This is a genomic window from Mycobacterium alsense, from assembly GCF_002086635.1.
GTDB lineage: Bacteria > Actinomycetota > Actinomycetes > Mycobacteriales > Mycobacteriaceae > Mycobacterium > Mycobacterium alsense.
Map to the genome: position 1 here is coordinate 78,217 of NZ_MVHD01000001.1, position 21,424 is coordinate 99,640.

Sequence of the window (21,424 nt, forward strand, 5' to 3'; positions counted from 1 at the left end):
GATAAATGAGTGCTGGGCGGCGCTAGCGTGTCTCGCGGTGCGGCTGGTGCTTGCCGCAATTCGGGCAGAACTTCTTCAGTTCCATCCGGTCGGGATCGTTGCGGCGGTTCTTCTTGGTGATGTAGTTGCGGTGTTTGCACACCTCGCACGCCAGGGTGATCTTCGGCCGCACATCGGTACTGGAAGCCATGTCGGTTCTCTCTGCTCAGTCGCTCGTTGAAACTCGCGTTGTTGTCGTCTGTTGTGCCGTTGTTGTGTTGTAGCGATGGCCGGACTCGAACCGGCGACCTAACGATTATGAGTCGTTCGCTCTAACCGACTGAGCTACATCGCCTCTGGGCCACCCATGTTGGGGTTGAGGGCCGCCTGCCTGCTCGGCGTCCGCCGAGCCCCCTAACGGAATCGAACCGTTGACCTTTTCCTTACCATGGAAACGCTCTACCGACTGAGCTAAGGGGGCCGTTCACCCAAGCGACAGTCCTGCCGCGGGGCCTAAAAGAGGGTACAGCCTGCCGCGCAGCCTCACCAAACCACGAATGCGCCCGGGCGGCTGCCCACCGGTGCGCGACGGGCGGGGGGCGACGACGCGATATCACCCGCTGTCGCCGCCGGGGCGCGGCTGCCACGCGCTGAGGTCGCTGAACTCGTCGTATGCGCTGTCTTGCTGATCATCCGCACCGGACTCGCCGAGCAGGGTCCGCAGCGCGAGATGGACGGCCTCGCGCGTGTCAGCCAGATGGAACCGACGTATCGCCTCTTGGACCAGATCGTCGTCGATGTCGATCTCGACCCTCTTCCTCATGCGGCAACAATACCCACTGGGCACGGCCCGAACCCACCGACGACGGGGGGTTTCTGGCAAACACCGCGCCAATGCGCAGTCGGCAGCGGCGCGCATCGGGCGGGGTCCTAGTCTGGTCGGGTGGCAGAGGACCGGCTGTATTTCCGTCAGTTGCTCTCGGGTCGCGATTTCGCCCCCGGCGACATGTTCGCGACCCAAATGCGCAACTTCGCCTACCTGATCGGCGACCGCCAGACCGGGGATTGCATGGTGGTCGACCCCGCCTACGCCGCCGGCGATCTGCTCGACGCGCTCGAGGCCGACGGCATGCACCTGTCCGGGGTGCTGGTGACCCACCACCACCCCGACCACGTGGGCGGGTCGATGATGGGCTTCGAGTTGAAGGGACTGGCTGAGCTGCTGGAGCGCGCGCCCGTGCCGGTGCACGTCAATACCCATGAGGCCCTTTGGGTTTCGCGGGTCACCGGGATCGGCCTGGCAGACCTCACCGCCCATGAGGGCCACGACAAGGTCAGCGTCGGAGATATCGAAATCGAGCTGCTGCACACCCCGGGTCACACGCCGGGCAGCCAGTGTTTCCTGCTCGACGGCCGCCTGGTCGCCGGTGACACGCTGTTCCTCGAAGGCTGTGGGCGCACCGACTTTCCGGGCGGCGACTCCGACGAGATGTATCGCAGCCTGCAGCGGCTCGCCACGCTTCCCGGCGATCCGACGGTGTTTCCGGGTCACTGGTACTCGGCGGAGCCGAGCGCGTCTTTGTCGGAGGTCAAACGCTCCAACTACGTGTATCGCGCCGCCAACCTCGACCAGTGGCGAATGCTGATGGGCGGATAACCGACGGACGAACAATTGCGCGCATTTGGGCGGCGTCATCCCGGGCCGGCTTTCGGTTCAGCGGTGCGCGCCGGGCCCCTCTACGATCGGTCCAGCGAAACTTCCGGCCGAGGACCACTGTGATATAAGCGGAAGGGTGGATCTCATGGGGTGGATCCAGAACGCCTGGCACGGGGTCACCAATGTCGCGTCCAGTACCTGGCTGGCGTGGGCCGCCTGGGCGGCAATTCTGCTGGGTATCGTCGCGCTGGTCGTGGTCACCAGGCAGCTCAGGGTCAACCGCCGGCTGGTCGCCGAGCAGACCCGTCCCCAGGTCGCGATGTTCATGGAACCGCACCCCGCGGACTGGCACGTCATCGAACTGGTGGTCCGGAATTTCGGGAAGACCGCGGCCTACGACATCCGCTTCGCGTTTCCGACGCCGCCGACGGTGGCCGAATACGAAAACGCCGCCGACGGCTACGCCGACGTGGTCGAACTGCAGCTCCCGCGCGAACTGCCGGTGCTCGCGCCGGGCCAGGAGTGGCGCATGGTGTGGGACTCGGCGCTCGACCGCGCCGAGATCGGAAGCGGGATCGAATCGCGCTTCGCCGGGTCCGTCATCTACCACGACCGCCCCGACAAGCCGCGCGGCTGGCGGTTCTGGCAACGCGATCGGCCCGTTCTGCAGACCGAGGTGGTGCTCGACTGGAACGAGCTGCCGCCGGTTCAGCGCATCGAGTTGATGACGACCCACGACCTGGCGAAGCGCGAAAAGCAGAAGCTGGAGCTGCTGCGCGGCCTGCTGACCTACTTCCACTACGCGAGCAAGGAAACCCGCGCAGACGTGTTCCGCGACGAGATCGAACGCATCAACGGCGCCGTGCGGGAAACGCAGGACAGGTGGCGCGCCCGTCAGCTCGACGCACCCACCGACGTCAGCCTGCGCTGGGGCAACGGCGAGAAGACTTTCGCCAAGCACCGCAGCCAGCACGTCTGAGACGAGCCACGCCCCGCGGGGCCGAGTCGAAGGAGCAACCATGAGCGGCCCGGTCCTCTACAGCCACGAGGATTCCATCGCCGTCATCAGGATGGACGATGGCAAGGTCAACGCGCTGGGCCCGACGATGCAGCAGGCCCTCAACGAGGCGATCGATCGCGCCGACAGCGACAACGTCGGCGCCCTGGTGATCACCGGCAACGAGCGGGTGTTCAGCGGCGGGTTCGACCTGAAGATCCTGACCTCCGGCCAGGCGCAGCCCGCTATCGACATGCTCCGCGGGGGCTTCGAGCTGGCCTACCGGCTGTTGTCCTACCCCAGGCCGGTGGTGATGGCCTGCACGGGCCACGCCATCGCGATGGGCGCGTTCCTGTTGTCCTCCGGCGACCACCGGGTGGCCGCCCACGCGTACAACATCCAGGCCAACGAGGTGGCCATCGGCATGGTCATCCCCTACGCCGCCCTGGAGATCATGAAGCTGCGGCTGACGCCGTCGGCCTATCAGCAGGCCGCCGGGCTGGCCAAGACGTTCTTCGGTGAGACCGCCCTGGCCGCCGGCTTCGTCGACGAGATCGTGTTGCCCGAGATGGTGGTCGACCGCGCCGAAGAGGCCGCGCGCGAATTCGCCGGCCTGAACCAACATGCCCACGCCGCAACCAAATTGCGCGTCCGTGCCGACGCCCTCAAGGCGATCCGCGCCGGAATCGACGACATCGAGGCCGAGTTCGGGCTCTGAAGCCGCGCTGAGCGAGGTTTCGGGGTCCCGCGCCCGGGTAATTCTCGGGCGTGACGACAGACCGCATCGCCGACCCGTGGGGAACGCGCACGCCGTACCAACCGGGCACCGAGTGGCCGGAGCGGGTCGACACCTATCTGGCCGACGGGATCGCCCCCGAATCGGTGGACCGCTGGGTGCAGTCGGCGGCGGTGTTGCACTCCAACGGTGACGGGTTGGACATCGCCGTCAAGGACGGGCGGATCGTGGGGGTGCGCGGGCGCGCCGTCGACCGGGTCAACCACGGCCGCCTCGACCCCAAGGACCTGTTCGGCTGGCAGGCCAACGCGTCCCCGGACCGGCTCACCACCCCGCTGGTCCGGGTCGGCGGGGAATTGAAGCCGTGCGACTGGGACACCGCCATGGGGCGGATCGTGGAGCGCAGCCGCCACCTGCTCGACACCCGGGGCCCCAGCTCGATCGGCTTCTACACCTCCGGTCAGCTGTTCCTCGAGGCGTACTACACGCAGGGGGCCGTCGCGCACGGGGCGATCGGCACCAATCACGTCGACGGCAACACCCGGCTGTGCACGGCGACCGCGGCCGAGGCGCTCAAGGAATCGTTCGGCTGCGACGGGCAGCCGGGTTCCTACACCGACGTCGACCATGCCGACGTCATCGCGTTGTTCGGCCACAACGTCGCGGAGACGCAGACGGTGCTGTGGGCGCGGATGCTGGACCGACTGGCCGGCGAGTCGCCGCCGGCGATCGTGTGCGTCGACCCGCGGCTCACTCCAGTCGCCCGGCGCGCCACCGTCCACCTGGCGCCAATGCCGGGCACCAACGTCGCGTTGATGAACGGCCTCTTGCGCGAGATCATCGCCCACGGCTGGGTCGACCGGGACTACATCGACGCGAACACGGTCGGTTTCGACGAGCTGCAAGGTCGGGTCGAGGCGTTTCCGCCCGAGCGGGTCGCCGAGATCTGCGGCGTCGCGGCCGACGACATCCGCAGCGCCGCACGGCTTTTGGGAACCGCGGAGCGGTTGCTGTCCACCGTGCTGCAGGGCTTCTACCAGTCGCACCAGGCGACCGCCGCGGCCGTGCAGGTCAACAACATTCACCTGGTGCGCGGCATGCTCGGCAAGCCCGGCTGCGGCGTGCTGCAGATGAACGGGCAGCCGACCGCGGAGAACACGCGCGAGTGCGGCGCCGACGGGGACTTGGCCGGCTTCCGCAACTGGTCCAACGACTCCCACATCGCCGAGCTGGCGCAGTTGTGGAACCTTGAACCCCTGCAGATTCCGCACTACGCGCCGCCGACCCACGCCATGCAGATGTTCCGGTTCGCCGAGGAGGGCACCCTGCGGATGTTGTGGGTCACCGCCACCAATCCCGCGGTGTCCCTGCCGGAGCTGGCGCGCGTCCGCGACATCCTGTCCCAGGAGCGCCTCTTTTTGGTCGTGCAGGACATCTTCATGACCGAAACCGCCGCGCTCGCCGACGTGGTGCTGCCGGCCGCCGCGTGGGGCGAGAAGACCGGCACCTTCACCAACGCCGACCGCACCGTGCACCTCTCCGAAAAGGCCGTGGAGCCACCGGGTTCCGCGCGCTCCGACCTCGACATCTTCCTGGACTACGCGCGACGAATGGACTTTCGCGACAAGGACGGCCAACCGTTCCCGCCCTGGACCGACCCGGAGTCGGCGTTCGAGGCGTGGAAGAAGTGCAGCGCGGGCCGGCCGTGCGACTACACGGGTTTGACGTACGAGAAGCTGCGCGGCGGCAGCGGGATCCAATGGCCGTGCAACGCCGAGCATCCCGACGGGACCGAACGGCTTTACTCCGACAACAAGTTCTGGTCGCATCCCGACTACTGCGAGGCCTACGGCAAGGACCTGATCACCGGGGCCCCGCTGCAGCCCGACGAGTATCGCTCGATGAACCCCTACGCCAAGGCCGTCATCAAGGCGGCCCAGTACGTGCCGCCGCACGAGCGGCCCAGCCCCGACTACCCGTTCGCCTTGATCACCGGCCGCACCGTCTACCACTTCCACACCCGCACCAAGACCGCCAGGGCGCCGCAGCTTCAGGCCGCCGCGCCCGAGGTGTGGGTCGAGGTCTCGGCGAGCGACGCGCGCCGCCTGGGCATCGGGGAGGGCGACGCCGTCGAGGTGCGCACGCCGCGGGGATGCGTCGTGTGCGCCGCCCGGATCTGCGGCATCCGCGACGGGGTGCTGTTCGTGCCGTTCCATTACGGCTACTGGGACGCCGACGCGGGCGGTCACCACCGGGCGGGCAACGAGCTCACGCTGACCGACTGGGATCCGGTGTCCAAGCAGCCGATCTTCAAGACCGCGGCGGCCAAGCTGCACAAGAGCCGGGTGCGGCACGCCGGTGGGAACGGCGGCGCCGCAGCGCACCCCGCGGCGGTCGCCGAAGCCGTGCCGGCGGGAGGTCAGCCGTGAAGCTGAAAATGGCCATCCGCGAACTTCACCGCGCCGAACGCAAACTCGCGCACGAGCTCAACGTGGTGGCCGCCCGGCACCACAGCGACCAGGACGTGTTTCACCTCGCGCAGGACATGGCCGGCTGGTCGCGCCACCACCTGCGCCAGCTGGCCGAGCATGGCCGCCACTATGGGCTGCGGCTGTCGGCCGAGCCGCGCACCAACGCGCTCAGCGGCTTTCTTCAGTCGCGCGTGAGTGGAATGCTGCGGCACCGGCCCGAACCCGGGCTGGTGCTGCTGGCCGACCTGCGGCGGATCCACCGGCTGGCGGCCGGGGCGTCGCTGGACTGGGAACTGCTGGCCCAGGGCGCTCAGGCCGCCAAGGACGAGGAGCTGCTGGGCCTGGCGTCACGCTGCCACCCCGAGACGCTGCGCCAGATGCGCTGGGCCAACGCCATGCTCAAAGAGCTCTCGCCGCAGGTCTTGATGAGCTGAAGGTAGCGAACGCGGTGGCCCGGAAAAGACCTGGCCACCGCGTTGCTCGCCTCCTCGCGGAAAGTGTGACACGAGCGCGGCGCGCCGTCACTTCACCCGCTCGCCGTCAATGGAACCGCCGAAATCGTTCGACGTACTCGGCCCAGTCCCACGTGGACAGGAACTCCTGCGCCGCCGCGTAGCCGCGGTCGAAGAGCTCTTCGAGACGTCCTCTGGAGATCCCGAAGTCGAGGACGCTCACGTCGGTCGTGACGACGGGGATCGCCCGGGCCCGCACCCACGGCTGGTTGAGGTGCGTGAGGTCGTGCCCGACCAGCATGGTGGTGATCAGGCTTTCCAGCAACGACGGCGGCCCGAGAAACCGCAGCGGCCGCAACCGCGGAATCGCGGTCTGCACGCCCTCAACGAGCTTCGGCACCACCGTGATTCCGAATGTGGGCCAGCGCGGCGGCTTGCCGTCCACGCGGTCCAGGGAGTCGATCGGGAAGGTCGACAGCACACCACCGTCGACCAGCGTCGAGCGCAGCCCGGTGGCGCCGGTCAGGCTGACCGGCCGATAGAAGAACGGGATCGCCATCGAGGCGCGCACCGCGTCGGCGACGAGCTGCTCGTCCGGGTCCAGGCCGTAGACCCGCCGGTAGTCCCACGGCAGCCGCACCAGCTGCCCGAGGGTCAGGTCGGCCACCGTCACCACAAGCTTGTAGCGCCGCTCCTCGAGCAGATGGTCGTCGTCGAGCGCCAAGTCGCCGAACGTCGTCACGCCCAGGTTCTTCAGCTGGCTGCGGACCCAGTCGTGGGCGAAGTCGCCGCGGTAGAGCCCGGTGTCGCGCAGGAGACCCCAGCCCGGGCCGAGGACGGGGATCGGCGCCGCGTCGCGCCATTTGCGTAGCGGCACAGAAAGTCCGAGTTCCCGGATCTCGTGGCTGGTCAGCTGGTTGCCGTTGGACGCGGCGGCCAGAATCGCCGAAACCACCGAGCCGCCGGAGACCCCCGACATGCGCGGGAACGCATATCCCGCGTCCATCAGCGCGACGATCGCACCGACCAGGCCGATGAACTTCACACCCCCACCGGAGAGGATGAGGTCGGCCCGCTTCGGCCGTCGCTGGTGCGCCAAGGTCAGGTCACCCCTCAGCCGAAATCCATTGGTAGGGAAGGAATTTCCCGTCGAAGGTCACCACGACACGGTCGCCGGAGGGATGCGGCTTCTTCTGCACGTCGACGCTGAAGTTGATCGCGCTCATGATGCCGTCGCCGAACTGCTCGTGGATCGCTTCCTTGATGGCGCCGCCGTAGACCTGAAGGGCCTCGTAGAAGCGGTAGATGGTCGGGTCGGTCGGCACCGCGGTGGGCAGGCCGCCGCGTATGGGCGGGGCCGCCAGCACGGGCACCGCCGACTCGTCGAGGCCGAGCTTCTCCACGAGGACCTTGCCGAGCTCAGCCGGTATGGGCTGCTGGCCGAGCAACGCCGACGTGGTCCACAGCACCGGCCGGCCGATCGCGTCGGCCAGCTCCTGCCACGTCAACCCCTTCGCCAGCCGCGCGGCGACGATCTGTTCGGTGAGTTCGTTTCTGGTCATGCGTCCCAGCATGCACTCCAGGGCGTGGCCGAGCCAGGCGCGGCGCAGAAGCCGCCGCTCACCCCGGCTTGGTGGCGGTGACCAGGCGCGTGGAAAACCAGGGGCCGCCGTACCACATGCGCCATCCGAGGTTGCGGCGCTTCACATTTCGCCACCCGATTTCGCGCAGATGGTCGGCGTGCTGACGAGTCTCCCACAGGTCGGCGATGGCCAGCCGACCACCCGGCCGCAACACGCGCACCGCTTCGTCGAGCGCCTCTCGCCGGCCCGCGTGGGTGGGGATGTTGTGTATCGCCAAACTGCTGACGATCACGTCCACGCATTCGTCGGGCAGCGGCAGCGCGGTCATGTCCGCGGTGCGCACCTCGACGCGGTCGGCGACGTCTTCCGCCTTGGCGTTGGCCAGCGTCGCCTCCTGCGCGTTGCCGGTCTGGTCGGCCTGCCACAGGTCGACGCCGATCGCGCGGCCCCGCGGCAACCGCTTGGCGATCGCGTGCAGCACGGCACCACGCCCGCACCCCAGGTCGAGCGCCGTTTCGTCGCCACGCAGCCGCAGCTCGTCGAGCACCCGGTCCCACACGACGAACTTGCCCGCCCGCGTCGCGTAGATGTACCAGGCCGCCGTCCCGGCGATCTGCAGGGCCGCGGCCCCGGCGAGCGCCGCCGCCGCCCGCTTGCCGCGCGCGAGGCACCGGCCCGCCGCCGCGAGCAGGACCGCGGATCCGGCGGCGACGATTGCCAATTGCGTTCCGGCCGAGACGGTGTGAAAGGACCCGTCGTATCCGTAGTCGCCCTGGTGCTCGCGCATCGTCTCACCACCGCCCGTGGTGAACGACCTCGGAAAACGGTCGCCGATTCGGTCGGCGGATCGGGGTGAGCGGCCGGTCGGCGGGATAGCCGATGCCGAGCAGGAAAGCCACCTGGTGACCGTCGGGCACCCCGAGGATGGCGCGCGCCTTGTCCTGGTCCCCCACCGACGAATGGCCCGTCCCGATCCCGAGGTCGGTGGCCGCGATCATCATCGCCATCGTGGCCTGGCCGATGTCGTAGGTGTCCGTGACCAGCCGGCGCTCGCTGGGCGGCACGGGGACCACCAGCGCGATCGCGGCCGGGGCCGAGGCGATGTGGCCGGCGCCCTGCCACACGGTGGACAGCTCCCGCAGCTGGTCGCGGTCGGTGACGATCACAAAGTCCCACGGCTGCCGGTTTTTCGCCGACGGCGCCCGCCAGCCGGCCTCGGCGATGCGGTCCAGATCCTCGGCCGAAACCTGCTCCGACGTGTATTGCCGGACGTTGCGGCGCGCGCGGATCGCGTCCCAAGCTTCCATCGTCATTCCTCGTTTCTTTCTCGACCCCCGCCCATGCTGCCACCACCGTCGAACGGCACGTCGGCGCCGAATCATCCCCGGCTGTCGGCGGGGCGTTCTATGGTGGCAGCGCAATGGGCCTCCATCTCCACCGTGCCGAACGCACCGACCTGCTCGCCGACGGTCTCGGCGCCCTGCTGGCCAACCCGTTGCCCGACCCGTTCGCCGAGGAGCTCGTGCTGGTGCCGGCGCGCGGTATCGAGCGCTGGCTGAGCCAACGGCTCTCGCACGTCCTGGGACGGCGGCCCGGTGCCGGCGACGGCGTATGCGCGGGCGTGGCGTTCCGCAGTCCGGGCTCGCTGCTCGCCGAAGTCACGGGCACCGTCGACGACGACCCATGGTCGCCGGAGGCGCTGACGTGGCCGCTGCTGGAGGTCATCGACTCCAGCCTCGACGAGCCGTGGTGCCGAACGCTGGCAAAGCACTTGGGCCACTTCGACACCGACGCGATCGAGGCCGAGGCCCGCAGGGGCCGTCGCTACGCGGTGGCGCGGCGGCTGGCCGGGCTGTTCACCTCTTACGCCCGGCAGCGTCCGCAGCTGCTGGTCGACTGGCTGGACGGCAACGCGGCCGGCCTCGACGAGGACCTGCTCTGGCAGCCGAAGCTATGGCGGTCGCTGGTCGAGCGCGTCGAGGCCGATCCCCCGCACGTCCGCCACCAGAAGACGGTCGCGCGGCTGCGCGAGGGGCCGAGTGACCTGCCGGAGCGGCTGTCGCTGTTCGGGCACACCCGCCTGGCGTGCACCGAAGTGGAGCTGCTCGACGCGCTGGCGACCCACCACGACCTGCACCTGTGGCTGCCACACCCCAGCGACGAGCTGTGGCGGGCGCTGGCCGGCACCCACGGCGCGGTGCCGCGGTGCGCTGACAGCAGCCGGACCGCCGCCGGGCATCCGCTGCTCGAGACGCTGGGCCGCGACCTGCGCGAACTGCAGCGCACACTGCCCGCCGACCCGGCGAGTGACGAATTTATCGGCGGCACAACCAGACCCGACACGCTGTTGGGCTGGCTGCAGGCCGACATCGCCGCCAATGCGGTCCGGCCCGACGGCCGGACGCTGGCCGCGGCGGACCGCTCGGTGCAGGTGCACAGCTGCCACGGCCCCACGCGACAGATCGACGTACTGCGTGAGGTGCTGCTCGGCCTCTTGGCGGGCGACCCGACACTGGAGCCCCGCGACATCGTCGTGATGTGCCCCGACATCGAAAAGTACGCGCCGCTGATCATCGCGGGCTTCGGGCTCGGCGAGATCGCGGGCTTTGGGCTTGGGAGCCATCCCGCGCACCAACTGCGGGTGCGCCTCGCCGACCGCTCGCTGACGCAGACCAATGGGCTGCTGGGTGTGGTCGCCGAATTGCTGGGCATCGCGGACACCCGGGCCACCGCCAGCCAGGTGCTCAACCTCGCCCAGGCCCAGCCGGTGCGGGCCCGGTTCGGGTTCACCGACGACGACCTCGACACGGTCACCGAATGGGTCCGTTCGGCAAACATCCGGTGGGGCTTCGACCCGGAGTACCGCCGGCCGTACGGCCTGGACAAGATCGTGCACAACACCTGGCGGTTCGGCCTCGACCGCATCTTGGCCGGGGTCGCGATGTCCGACGACTCGCAGGCCTGGCTGGGCACCGCGCTGCCCCTCGACGACGTCGGCAGCAACCGGGTGGAGCTGGCCGGGCGGCTCGCCGACTACGTAGGCCGCTTGCAGAGCATTGTCCAAAGCCTCAGCGGCACACAATCATTGGTCGACTGGCTGGACGCGCTGGCCGTCGGCATCGGCGCACTCACCCATTCGCACGACGCCTGGGAGACTGCGCAACTGCAGCGGGAGTTCGCCGAGATCGTCGCGCGCGCCGGCGCCCGGGCATCGGCGCCGCTGCGGCTGCCCGACGTGCGTGCGCTGCTGTCCTCGCAATTGGCCGGCCGACCCACCCGGGCCAACTTCCGCACCGGCACCCTCACCGCGTGCACCATGGTCCCCATGCGTTCGGTGCCCCACCGGGTGGTGTGCCTGGTCGGGCTCGATGACGGCGCCTTCCCGCGGCTGGACGTTCCCGACGGCGACGACGCGCTGGCGCGCGCGCCGATGACCGGAGAGCGCGACATCCGTTCCGAGGACCGGCAATTGCTGCTCGACGCGGTCTGTGCGGCGGGCGAGACGCTGGTGATCACCTACACGGGCAACGACGAGCACACCGGTCATCCGCGGCCGCCCGCGGTTCCCCTCGCCGAGGTGCTCGACGCGCTGGACCAGACGACCGAAACCCCGGTCCGCGAACACGTCCTGACCCAGCACCCCTTGCAGCCGTTCGACCGCAAGAACGTCACCCCCGGCGCCCTGGCGCCCGGCCAGGCGTTCACTTTCGACCCGGCGGCGCTGGCGGCCGCGCAGGCGGCCACTGGCGAGCGCCGCGCGCCAACGGCTTTCATCACCGGCGCACTGCCGGCCGCACCGCTCGGCGACGTGTCCCTGGCCGACCTGCTCGACTTCTTCAAGGACCCGGTCAAGGGGTTCTTCCGGGCGCTCGACTGCACGCTGCCGTGGGATGTCGACGGGATCGAGGACGAAATGCCCGTCGACATCGACCCGCTGCAGTCGTGGGTGGTCGGCGATCGGATGCTGCACGACATGTTGCGGGGCATGGACCGCAAGGTGGCGATGAACGCCGAATGGCGCCGCGGTACCCTGCCGCCCCAGCGCCTGGGTTGGCGCAAGGCCGAAGCGATCAGCCAGACGGCGGCCCGGCTGGCCGACACCGCCCGAAGCCACCAACGGGTGCAGGCGCGGGCGTACGACGTCGCGGTCGGCCTGGGTGCCGGCCGTCGCGTCACCGGCACCGTCAATCGGGTGTTCGAAAACCGCATCGTCGACGTGAGCTACTCGAGGTTGGCCGCCAAACACAAACTCCAGGCGTGGATCTCCCTGGTTGCGCTCGCCGCCGGCCGCCCGGACGGCGACTGGACGGCGATCTGCGTCGGGCGCGGCGGCAAGGACACCATCGAGGTCTGCGGGCTGGGCGCCCCGGCCGACCCCGTGACCGTAATACGGGACCTGGTAAGAATTTTCGACGCGGGACGGCGGGAGCCGCTGCCGCTGCCACTCAAGACCTCCTATGCCTGGGCGGAACGCCGGCACCGCGGAAGGGATCCGGTGAAATACGCCCGCGGTAAGTGGGAGTCCAACAACTTTCACGACGGCGAGGACGGTGAGCGGGCGCACGTGCGGGTGTGGGGACCCAGGGCCCCGTTCGATGTGTTGCTGGGGCCGCCCGATCCGGATCTGGGCATGCCGGGCGAGGACACCCGGCTGGGTGCGCTGGCTGCCCGCCTGTGGCTGCCGCTGCTGGCCGCGGAGAGGCGCCCGGGCTGATGGATCCGTTCAACCTGTTGGGGCCGCTGCCGGCCTCGGGCTCCACCACCGTGCTGGAGGCCAGCGCCGGTACCGGCAAGACCTTCGCGCTGGCGGGGCTGGTCACCCGCTATCTCGCCGAGGCCGGCGCGACGCTCGACGAGATGCTGCTGATCACGTTCAACCGGGCCGCCAGCCGCGAGCTGCGCGAACGCGTGCGCGATCAGATCGCCCAGGCGGTCGCCGCCCTGGAGGGCCGGGCCGAGCCGGCCAACGACCTCGTCGAGCACCTGACGCGCGGCGTCGACGCCGAGCGTGCCCTGCGGCGGACCCGGCTGCGTGACGCGCTGGCGAACTTCGACGCCGCCACCATCGCGACCACGCACGAGTTCTGCGCGAGGGTGCTGAAATCGCTTGGCGTGGCCGGTGATACGGCCGAGGGCGTCACACTTGTCGAAAGCCTCGATGACCTGGTCACCGAAATCGCCGACGACCTTTACCTCGCCCGATTCGGCGGTGGCGAAGGCGGGCCGCCGCTGACCTATCAGGAGGCGCTCACCCTGGCCCGCGAGGTCGTCGACGACCCGTGCGCGGAGCTGCGGCCGCTCGATCCCGAGCCGGACAGCACGCCCGCGGCCCGGCTGCGCTTCGCCAATGACGTGCTCACCGAGCTCGAGCATCGCAAGCGCCGCCAGGGCGTCGCCGGCTTCAACGACCTGCTGACCGGGCTGGCGAAAGCCCTTGCGGCAGAGGACTCACCGGCCCGCACGCGGATGCGCGGGCGGTGGCGGATCGTGCTGGTCGACGAGTTCCAAGACACCGACCCCATCCAGTGGCGGGTGCTCGAGTGCGCGTTCGCGGGCCACTCCACGCTGATCCTGATCGGCGACCCCAAGCAGGCCATCTACGGCTTCCGCGGCGGCGACATCCACACCTACCTCAGGGCCGCGCGCGCCGCCGAAGCCCGCTACACGCTGGGCGTCAACTGGCGCAGCGACCGCGCGCTGGTGGACAGCTTGCAGACCGTGTTGCGCGGTGCGGCGCTGGGCCATCCGGACATCGTCGTGCACGGGATCCACGCCCAGCACGGCGGACACCGGCTGGCCGGGGCGGCGCACAACGCGCCGTTCCGGTTGCGGGTCGTCAAGCGCCCCGCCCTCGGTTACGACGGGACCGACAACATCCCGATTGACGCGTTGCGCGGGCACATCCCCGCCGATCTGGCCGGCGACATCGGCGCGCTGCTGGCCTCCGGCGCCACCTACGACGGCCGGCCCGTCGAGGCCGGTGATATCGCGGTGATCGTCGAGCAGCACCGGGACGCGCGGGCCTGCCGGGACGCGCTCGCCGCGGCCGGCATCCCCGCTGTCTACACCGGCGACACCGACGTCTTCGAGTCGCAGGCCGCCAAGGATTGGCTGTGCCTGCTGGAGGCGTTCGACGCCCCGCACCGCAGCGGGCTGGTGCGCGCCGCGGCGTGCACGATGTTCTTCGGCGAGACCGCGGAAACCCTTGCCGCCGAGGGCGACGCGCTGACCGACCGGGTGTCCACCGCGCTACGGGAATGGGCCTCCCAGGCGCGTCAGCGCGGGATCGCCGCGGTCTTCGAGGCCGCGCAGCTGCGCGGGTTGGGCCGTCGCGTGCTGGCGCAATGGGGCGGCGAGCGGCACATGACCGACCTGGCGCACATCGCGCAGTTGCTGCACGAAACCGCGCATCGCGAACGCTACGGCCTTCCGGCGCTGCGCGATTGGCTGCGCCGCCAATGCGCCGACCGTACCGGCGCGTCCGAGCGCAACCGTCGCTTGGACAGCGACGCCGCCGCGGTGCAGATCATGACGGTGTTCGTGGCCAAGGGGCTGCAGTTCCCGATCGTGTATCTGCCGTTCGCCTTCAACCGTAACGTCCGCAAGGGTGACATCCGGCTCTATCACGACGAGAACGACACCCGCTGTCTGCACATCGGCGGTGCGGACAGCCCCGATCGTCGCCGCGTCGAGGAGCTCTACCGGACCGAGGAGGCGCGCAACAACATTCGGGTCACCTACGTCGCGCTGACCCGGGCCCAATCGCAGGTGGTGGCGTGGTGGGCACCGTCGGCCGACGAGCGCAACGGCGGGCTGTCGCGGCTGCTGCGGGGCCGTGGCATGGGTGAGGCGCCGGTGCCGGACAGGTGCGACGCGGCGATCACCGACGACGACGCCTGGGCGCTGTTCACGCGGTGGCAGGGCGCCGGCGGACCCTCGGTGGAGGAGTCCGCGGTCGTGCCGCCGGCGGCCAGGCCCGCCGCGCCACCCGTCCCCCGCTTCGAGGTGCGGCATTTCCATCGCACGATCGACACCGGATGGCGACGCACCTCGTACTCGGCGCTGGTCCGCGGTAGTGAATCCGCCGGCCCGGCCGGCACGGACAGCGAGCCCGAGGTCGGTGTGCGCGACGACGAGGCGGAGGCCGTCGTGGTCACCGCGCCGGGTGTCGGCCAGGACATCGAGTCGCCGCTGACCGGGATGCCGGCCGGCGCGGCATTCGGGTCGCTGGTGCACGCGGTGCTCGAGAGCGCCGATCCCGCCGCGCCCGACTTGGCCGCCGAACTGGAAGCACAAGTTCGGCGGCATTTGCCCTGGTGGCCGGTCGACGTCGATCCGGCCGCGCTGGCCGCCGCCCTGGTGCCGATGAATGCAACGACGTTGGGGCCGCTGGCCGGCGGGCTGACGTTGGGCCAGATCGGATTGCGGGACCGCCTGCGGGAGTTGGAGTTCGAAATCCCACTGGCCGGCGGTGACGTGCGTGTCGCCGCGCCCGACGTCTCGTTGTCCGACGTGGGCGCGCTGCTGCGCGGCCGCCTGCCCCCCGGCGATCCGTTCGAGCCGTACGCCGAACGATTGACGTCGGCAGAGCTGGGTGGTCAATCGCTGCGCGGCTACCTGTCCGGCTCGATCGACGCTTTGCTGCGATTGCCCGATCAGCGTTACCTGGTGGTTGATTACAAAACCAACAACCTCGGTGACAGCGCCGCCGACTACGGCCGGGACCGGTTGATCGAGGCCATGTTGCATTCGGACTACCCGCTGCAGGCGCTGCTGTATACCGTTGTGCTGCACCGGTTTCTGCGGTGGCGGCAGCCCGGGTACGAGGCGTCACGGCACCTGGGCGGGGTGCTGTATCTGTTTGTGCGGGGCATGTGCGGGGCGGGCACGCCGATTGTCGACGGCCATCCGTGCGGGGTGTTCGGGTGGCAGCCGCCGGCCGGGCTGGTCGCAGCGCTCTCGGATCTGTTGGACGAGGGAAGGCGTGCCGCGTGACCGCCGATGTCGAGGTTGCGGTCGGCGCCGAAGGCCTGCTGCGCGCCTTCAACGAGGCCGGAGTCCTCGACGTCGCGGATGTGCATGTGGCGCAACGGCTCTGCGCGCTGGCCGGCGAGGGCGACGAGCGGGTGGCGCTGGCGGTGGCGCTGGCGGTGCGTGCGCTGCGGGGCGGATCGGTGTGCGTCGATCTGCCGACGATCGCGGGGGTGGTGGGAGTCGACGACGTGGCGTGGCCCGATCCGTCGGAGTGGCTGGCCGCGGTGCGGGCGAGCACGTTGGCGGACGCCCCGCAGGTGCTACATCTCTATGACGACCGGCTGCTGTACCTCGACCGGTATTGGCGCGAGGAAAAGCAGGTGTGCGACGACCTGATCGCGCTGCTGGCGTCCAGGCCGCTGGCCGCAGCCCGCGCCTCCGAGCGACTTTTCCCGCCCGATCACCCCGAGCAGCGCGAAGCCGCGGAAATTGCGCTGTCGCAGGCGGTCACGGTGCTCACCGGTGGGCCCGGGACCGGCAAGACCTCTACGGTCGCCCGCCTGCTCGCGGAGGTGGCCGAACAGGCCGAGGTCGCCGGCTTCGCGCCGCCGCGGATCGCGCTGGCGGCCCCGACGGGCAAGGCGGCGGCTCGGCTGGCCGAAGCCGTGCAGCTTCAGTTGGCCCGGCTGGATGCGGCCGACCGCGCGCGGCTGGGCGGGCTGGAGGCGATGACGCTGCATCGGTTGCTGGGCCGCCGGCCGGACTCGTCGTCGCGGTTCCGCCACGATCGCGGAAACCGGTTGCCGCACGACGTGATTGTGGTCGACGAGACGTCGATGGTGTCGCTGACCCTGATGGCGCGGCTGCTGGAGGCGGTGCGTCCGGATGCCCGGCTGATTCTGGTCGGCGATCCCGATCAGCTGGCATCGGTCGAGGCCGGCGCGGTGCTCGCCGACCTGGTGGACGGGTTGTCGGGCCGCGACGACGTGCGCGTGGCGGCGTTGCGGACGTCGTACCGATTCGGGAAGTCGATCGGACTTCTCGCCGACGCGATCCGGACCGGAGACTCCGATGGTGCGCTGGCGTTGCTGCGGTCGGGCGACGAGCATATCGAGTTCATCGAATGCAACGAGGGCGACGATCCTTCCGATCGGTTGCGGTCGGTCCTGCTGCCGCACGCGCTTCGGTTGCGCGAGGCGGCCTTGTTGGGGGCCGCCGACGTTGCCCTGGCGGGGCTGGACGCGCATCGGCTGCTGTGCGCGCACCGGCAGGGGCCGTTCGGGGTGCGGCGCTGGAATCGGCAAGTGGAGCAGTGGCTTTCGGAGGAGACCGGCCTGCCGCCGTGGTCGGAGTGGTACGCCGGGCGCCCGCTACTGGTGACCGCGAACGACTATGCGCTGCGCGTCTACAACGGCGACACCGGTGTGGCGGTGACGGGTCCCGACGGCTTGCGGGCCATCATCGCCGCCGCGGCCGGGCCGCTGGATTTCGCGATCAGCCGACTCAGCGACGTCGAAACCATGCACGCGATGACGATCCACAAGTCACAGGGCAGCCAGGCCGACGAGGTGACGGTGCTGCTACCGGGCGAGGAATCGCGGCTGCTGACGCGGGAATTGTTCTATACCGCGGTGACCCGCGCGAAGGAGAAGGTGCGCGTGGTCGGGTCCGAGGACTCCGCGCGGGCTGCGATCGGGCGGCGGGCGATGCGGGCCAGCGGGTTGGCGGATCGGCTGCGGGCGACATGAGGCTAATCGAACGCCGTGGGAATGAGCACCGCGACATCGCGGTGCAGGTGCGCCAGGCCGCTATCGAAGGTTGCCAACTGCGCTTTGCGACTTCGGGCCAGGTGAGCAAGGTAGGCATCTGTTACCTGTCGGTGCCCGACCACCCCTCCGATCTCGACGTCGGCGAACGAGATGTCGTCAGGCCAGAACTCGTGGCCAGCCGCGCTTTCGATCAGGCTGACCACGTCTCGCGCACCCGCCGCCGAATGACCTTTGCGCACCAGGAATCGGACAAGGCTTCCCTGTGTGATCGGGCAGGTCGCAAACCCGGCGCCCGATGCCGACAGCCATTCGACGGCGGACTCATGATGCACATGCTCGGTGACGATCGCCGCGATGAGCACGTTGGCGTCAAGCAGCGCCGTCACCAATCATCCTCCAGTGCCCGCACGTCTTCCGAGGTCACGACGGTCCCGACGCTCACCAGCGGCAGGCCCGTCTTCGGGTCTCGGGCGGGGGCGCCGGCGCCCTCGCTTTTGAGGCCGCGGCGCATGAGGTCGGCGACCGTTTCGCTCAGCGTGCGGTGGGTGTCCCGGGCGATCGCCAGCGCCTGCCTGTGGAGATCCTCCGGAAGGTCGATCGTCGTACGCATACCCGATCTTAGCATCAGCGCATCACGATGCGCTGATGCTAAGTCACGCGGATGCGGCGTGGCCTGTCCGCAGGGCCTCGCATGCGGCGACAAAGCGAACCCACTCCGGCCTGGTGGGACGAACTCCCTCACCGGCGAGGGCATCGTCGCTCACCACGAGACCGGGCTCGATCGGCGCCAGCCACCCGGCGATTTTGGCGACCTGGCCCGCCGGGCTGTCATCGAAACTCTGAAACACCCGGCGGCGGATCCACGCCCGCGCGCTGCCGGCACCCGCGGCCAAGTCCAACTCGGGAAGCCGCAGAGCACCCTGGCATCGAAGCGCCTGCTCCTCGAATCGATCCTCCCAGCAGTCCAGTTGCCACCCGCTCCACAGGCCCGGCAGGGCTCGAAAGACGCCGGTGGTGTCCGCGGTTTGCCACGCTCCCACCGTCTTTCGGCGCAAATCGATATGGACGCCCCCCAAGGGGATCATGCCGAGCGTCAAGCGTCGGACGCCACGGCCGGGGAGCTTGTCGATCAACGCGGGCCCGTGCCACGCCGGGCTGACGTCCCACCGCAGCGGCCATGTCCGGACTATGCCCGTGTCGTCGGCAACGGAAACGAGATGGCACAACGTGTTTCGGTTTCGTGCAAGCTCAATCGGCGGCCGCATGTCCGAGGTATCGGGCCGCACCTCGGCTCCCACATATCCCGCCAGTTCCACGGTGCCGTCATACGCCCAGCCGATCGCGTAGCCGGGCCACACGTCCGCGAGCACAGCCATCATGGCTCGGCGTTCGGCCATCGACACCATCAGCTCGTCGCCGAAGAACAACAGCCGCCCGCGGTCGAGGTCCACCACCACACCGCCGTCTGCCCACAGCGGATCGGTCCACTCGCCCTTGGCGCAGGGCCGCAGCGATTGCGCGTATCGCAGCGCGAGTTCCGGCCCACCGATCAGCGCATCGAGTAAGCGGCAGCCCGCCCAATGCGCGTAATACAACTGCCAATCCTGGTCTTTCACGATCACGTAGTTTGCCCTGTTGCCCATGTCGGCCCCCATTCGTACTGACGCGATTTCGAGCATCGTGTCTACTACGCCCAGCATCCTGCAGAGGTCCGACACCTTCGCAGCATCACGTTTGGCACAGCAATCTCTGTCCACAGACGGTCAACCTATTTGCCCGCCTAGCAGCGACAAAGCTGTGACCTACTCGCATCTCGGCGAACCGAGGCATAGGGTGGTCCCTCGTGGCGGAAGCGTTCGACCCGGTGCAGACAGTTGCGGCAATCCTGACCGAACACGGTCCGCTGCACTCGGACGATTTCGCGCGACACTTGCGCGACAGCGGCGTGGCCGAACCGGACGCCAATATCGACGAAATCAATTGGCCGGTGGCGCAATTGGCCGACGGTCGCTGGGTGTGGCTGCCGACGCTGCTGGCCGGGCGGGTGTTCACGCACCGGATCAGCGCCGATGAGATGGCCCGGGACGTGCTGGCGGTGACTCCGGACCTGGCCCCGATCGTCTCGCTGTGCGAGCACGAGGAGTACGGGCGGTTCACCGACGGATCACCGGCGCGGGTGGCGATGCCGGACTACGACGACGAGCTGCTGGACGAGCGCGGCATTGCCGACGAGCTGGCCGACCCGGTGGGGGCCCTGCTCCTCGCGCCCGGCACGCTGGCGGCGTTGGGGGTGGCCGAGGGTGACCTGGTCGGGGTGCGGATCACCGACCGGGGGCTGGTGGCCGAGCGGGTGACGACGCTCGCCGATGGCGTCGCGGGCGAGCGGCTGGCCGCTACTGTCGCTGCCGCCGAGCCGCTCGACGTCGCCGCTGCGGTATGGACCACATGCGTCGAGCACCCCACGGTCTTCACCGAGCCGCTGGCGCCCATCGGTGAGATCGTCGATGAGATCGGTCTGGCGTATGACGGTATCAACCTGGCAACCGCCGAATTCGATTTTGACAGTTGGCATTTCGACGTTGGGTGCGAAGCGCTGGCCGCCCGGCACGAGCTCGACCGCGAGGACGCGGTACCGCTTTACACGCTGGTCAAACTCTACGAGCAGGTATCGGCGATCATGGAGGCCATCGCCGGGGCGGACGACGGGCTCGAGGACGTCTCGACGGAAGCGCTCGGGGACACCCCGGAGCTGGAAGACCGGGAGTTCGCCGATCTGGTCGCCGAGGCCGGGGCCGCTCTCGCCGACCCCCTGGTCGCCGAGCTGCTGTTGACCGAGACGCTCGACAATGACCCCCGAGGGGCGGCCGTGCTGGGCCTGTTCGCCGAGATCCTCGAGCCGAAGGTGCCGCGCGCGGCGCGAGTCGCGTGTCGCTGGCTGCACGCGGTGGCGCTGGAGCGGATCGGCGACATCGCGGCGGCCGAACGCGAGCTGCTGGCGGCGGAGTCGATGGATCCGGACTGGCCGCTGGTCCTGATGGCCCTGGCCCGCTTCGCCTCCGACCGCGGCGACGCCGAGCACGGCCTGGCGCTGCTGCGCCGCGCCGATGCCGATCCGGACAATCCGCTGGTGGAGTTGCTGGAGCGGTACCGGGCGCAGCCGCGCTCTGACCTCGGCCGAAATGAGCCATGCTGGTGCGGATCTGGCCGCAAGTACAAGAAGTGCCACCTCGGAAGGGAGCAGCTGCCGCTGGCCGCGCGGGTCGGCTGGTTGTACAAGAAAGCCTGCCACCACGCGCTGCTGGACGGGTGGGACGCCCTGGTGGAAGAGGTCGCCTGGGAGCGGTGCCGTCACGGCCTCGCCGACGATCCCGACGCGCTGGACGAGGCGATGGGTGATCCGCTGGTGCTGGACACGGTGCTGTTCGAGGGCGGCGCGTTCGCGGAGTTCCTCGAGGTTCGCGGGTCGCTGCTGCCCGACGACGAGCGCCGGCTGGCGGAGCAGTGGGCCGCCACGGATCGCTCGGTGTTCAAGGTCGAGGAAGTCGAGCGTGGGCAGGGCGTCACCGTGCGCGACCTACGCACCGGCGAAACGCACGAGCTGCGGGAGCGCACGGCCAGCCATCGGTTGCAGCCGGGGCAGCTGGTGTGCGCGCGCGTGGTCCCGGCCGGGGACAGCATGCAGTTTCTCGGCGGCGTGGAACCCGTCGCGGCGCAGGAGCGCGACGCGCTGGTCGAGCTGCTCGACACGCGACCCGACCCGGTGGAGTTGGTGGCGCTGCTGAGCCGCCGACTAGCGCGGTCGAATT

At 69.6% G+C, this 21,424-nt stretch carries 17 protein-coding genes, 2 tRNA genes and 1 pseudogene; 9 read left to right on the top strand and 11 right to left on the bottom strand.

Annotated features, from left to right (window positions below; all coding sequences use genetic code 11):
* Window positions 1-22 precede the first annotated feature (22 nt).
* The 4 genes from rpmG to BST11_RS00410 all read right to left on the bottom strand — a co-directional run bounded on the left by rpmG (window position 23) and on the right by BST11_RS00410 (window position 802).
* On the bottom strand, window positions 23-190 hold the full coding sequence (gene rpmG, locus BST11_RS00395) for a 50S ribosomal protein L33 (RefSeq protein ID WP_066907182.1): 168 nt from the start codon (window positions 188-190) through the stop codon (window positions 23-25).
* 70 nt (window positions 191-260) lie between these two features.
* Window positions 261-334, bottom strand: a tRNA-Met gene (locus tag BST11_RS00400).
* Between the two features lie 53 nt (window positions 335-387).
* Window positions 388-460 (bottom strand) — tRNA-Thr (locus tag BST11_RS00405).
* A gap of 132 nt (window positions 461-592) precedes the next feature.
* On the bottom strand, window positions 593-802 hold the full coding sequence (locus BST11_RS00410) for a type II toxin-antitoxin system VapB family antitoxin (protein WP_083136057.1): 210 nt from the start codon (window positions 800-802) through the stop codon (window positions 593-595).
* 120 nt (window positions 803-922) lie between these two features.
* Here BST11_RS00410 and BST11_RS00415 point away from each other — a divergent pair, with 120 nt between their 5' ends.
* From BST11_RS00415 to BST11_RS00435, 5 genes are all read left to right on the top strand, one after another.
* On the top strand, window positions 923-1,636 hold the full coding sequence (locus BST11_RS00415) for an MBL fold metallo-hydrolase (protein WP_083136058.1): 714 nt from the start codon (window positions 923-925) through the stop codon (window positions 1,634-1,636).
* A gap of 145 nt (window positions 1,637-1,781) precedes the next feature.
* A complete protein-coding gene (locus BST11_RS00420; protein ID WP_083136059.1) occupies window positions 1,782-2,615 on the top strand; it encodes a hypothetical protein in 834 nt (277 codons plus the stop codon).
* 40 nt (window positions 2,616-2,655) lie between these two features.
* Window positions 2,656-3,351 carry a crotonase/enoyl-CoA hydratase family protein gene (locus tag BST11_RS00425; RefSeq protein ID WP_083136060.1) on the top strand — a complete coding sequence of 232 codons (696 nt, stop codon included), beginning with the start codon at window positions 2,656-2,658 and terminating at the stop codon, window positions 3,349-3,351.
* 50 nt (window positions 3,352-3,401) lie between these two features.
* Window positions 3,402-5,798, top strand: a complete 2,397-nt coding sequence (locus BST11_RS00430) for a molybdopterin oxidoreductase family protein (protein WP_083136061.1) — start codon at window positions 3,402-3,404, stop codon at window positions 5,796-5,798.
* Window positions 5,795-6,274 carry a hypothetical protein gene (locus BST11_RS00435; protein ID WP_083136062.1) on the top strand — a complete coding sequence of 160 codons (480 nt, stop codon included), beginning with the start codon at window positions 5,795-5,797 and terminating at the stop codon, window positions 6,272-6,274. Before BST11_RS00430 ends, BST11_RS00435 begins: the two co-directional genes overlap by 4 nt.
* Window positions 6,275-6,380: 106 nt before the next feature.
* Here BST11_RS00435 and BST11_RS00440 read toward each other — a convergent pair whose 3' ends face one another.
* From BST11_RS00440 to BST11_RS00455, 4 genes are read right to left on the bottom strand one after another with little or no spacing between them, the layout of a single operon-like run.
* Window positions 6,381-7,391, bottom strand: a complete 1,011-nt coding sequence (locus tag BST11_RS00440; protein ID WP_083136063.1) for a patatin-like phospholipase family protein — start codon at window positions 7,389-7,391, stop codon at window positions 6,381-6,383.
* 7 nt (window positions 7,392-7,398) lie between these two features.
* The gene (cynS, locus tag BST11_RS00445; RefSeq protein ID WP_443677625.1) at window positions 7,399-7,854 is read right to left on the bottom strand and encodes a cyanase; all 456 of its coding nucleotides are present in this window, start codon (window positions 7,852-7,854) and stop codon (window positions 7,399-7,401) included.
* A 58-nt stretch (window positions 7,855-7,912) separates the two neighbouring features.
* Complete coding sequence (locus BST11_RS00450) at window positions 7,913-8,662, bottom strand: class I SAM-dependent methyltransferase (RefSeq protein WP_083136065.1); 750 nt, start codon at window positions 8,660-8,662, stop codon at window positions 7,913-7,915.
* A gap of 4 nt (window positions 8,663-8,666) precedes the next feature.
* Window positions 8,667-9,182, bottom strand: coding sequence for a nitroreductase family protein (locus BST11_RS00455; protein WP_083136220.1), 516 nt, complete (start codon window positions 9,180-9,182; stop codon window positions 8,667-8,669).
* A gap of 113 nt (window positions 9,183-9,295) precedes the next feature.
* Here BST11_RS00455 and recC point away from each other — a divergent pair, with 113 nt between their 5' ends.
* The 3 genes from recC to recD are packed head-to-tail and all read left to right on the top strand — an operon-like array spanning window position 9,296 to window position 17,597.
* Complete coding sequence (gene recC, locus BST11_RS00460; RefSeq protein ID WP_083136066.1) at window positions 9,296-12,589, top strand: exodeoxyribonuclease V subunit gamma; 3,294 nt, start codon at window positions 9,296-9,298, stop codon at window positions 12,587-12,589.
* Window positions 12,589-15,870, top strand: a complete 3,282-nt coding sequence (gene recB, locus BST11_RS00465) for an exodeoxyribonuclease V subunit beta (protein ID WP_083136067.1) — start codon at window positions 12,589-12,591, stop codon at window positions 15,868-15,870. Before recC ends, recB begins: the two co-directional genes overlap by 1 nt.
* Window positions 15,867-17,597: an exodeoxyribonuclease V subunit alpha gene (gene recD, locus BST11_RS00470; protein ID WP_211284577.1), complete on the top strand. Its 1,731-nt coding sequence runs from the start codon at window positions 15,867-15,869 to the stop codon at window positions 17,595-17,597. The genes recB and recD overlap by 4 nt, the downstream gene beginning before the upstream one ends.
* A gap of 2 nt (window positions 17,598-17,599) precedes the next feature.
* Here recD and BST11_RS00475 read toward each other — a convergent pair whose 3' ends face one another.
* The 3 genes from BST11_RS00475 to BST11_RS28310 are packed head-to-tail and all read right to left on the bottom strand — an operon-like array spanning window position 17,600 to window position 19,297.
* Window positions 17,600-18,004 (bottom strand): TA system VapC family ribonuclease toxin, encoded by a 405-nt coding sequence (locus BST11_RS00475; RefSeq protein ID WP_083136069.1) that lies wholly within the window; start codon window positions 18,002-18,004, stop codon window positions 17,600-17,602.
* Entirely contained in the window at window positions 18,001-18,228 is a 228-nt protein-coding gene (locus BST11_RS00480) for an antitoxin (RefSeq protein WP_083136070.1), read from the bottom strand. Before BST11_RS00480 ends, BST11_RS00475 begins: the two co-directional genes overlap by 4 nt.
* 43 nt (window positions 18,229-18,271) lie before the next feature.
* Window positions 18,272-19,297, bottom strand: coding sequence for a hypothetical protein (locus BST11_RS28310; RefSeq protein ID WP_244897418.1), 1,026 nt, complete (start codon window positions 19,295-19,297; stop codon window positions 18,272-18,274).
* Window positions 19,298-19,461: 164 nt separating this feature from the next.
* On the opposite strand from BST11_RS28310, the pseudogene BST11_RS00490 reads away from it, so the two are divergent.
* Window positions 19,462-21,414 (top strand): annotated as a pseudogene (locus BST11_RS00490) (SEC-C metal-binding domain-containing protein); the annotation flags it as partial.
* Window positions 21,415-21,424: the final 10 nt, after the last annotated feature.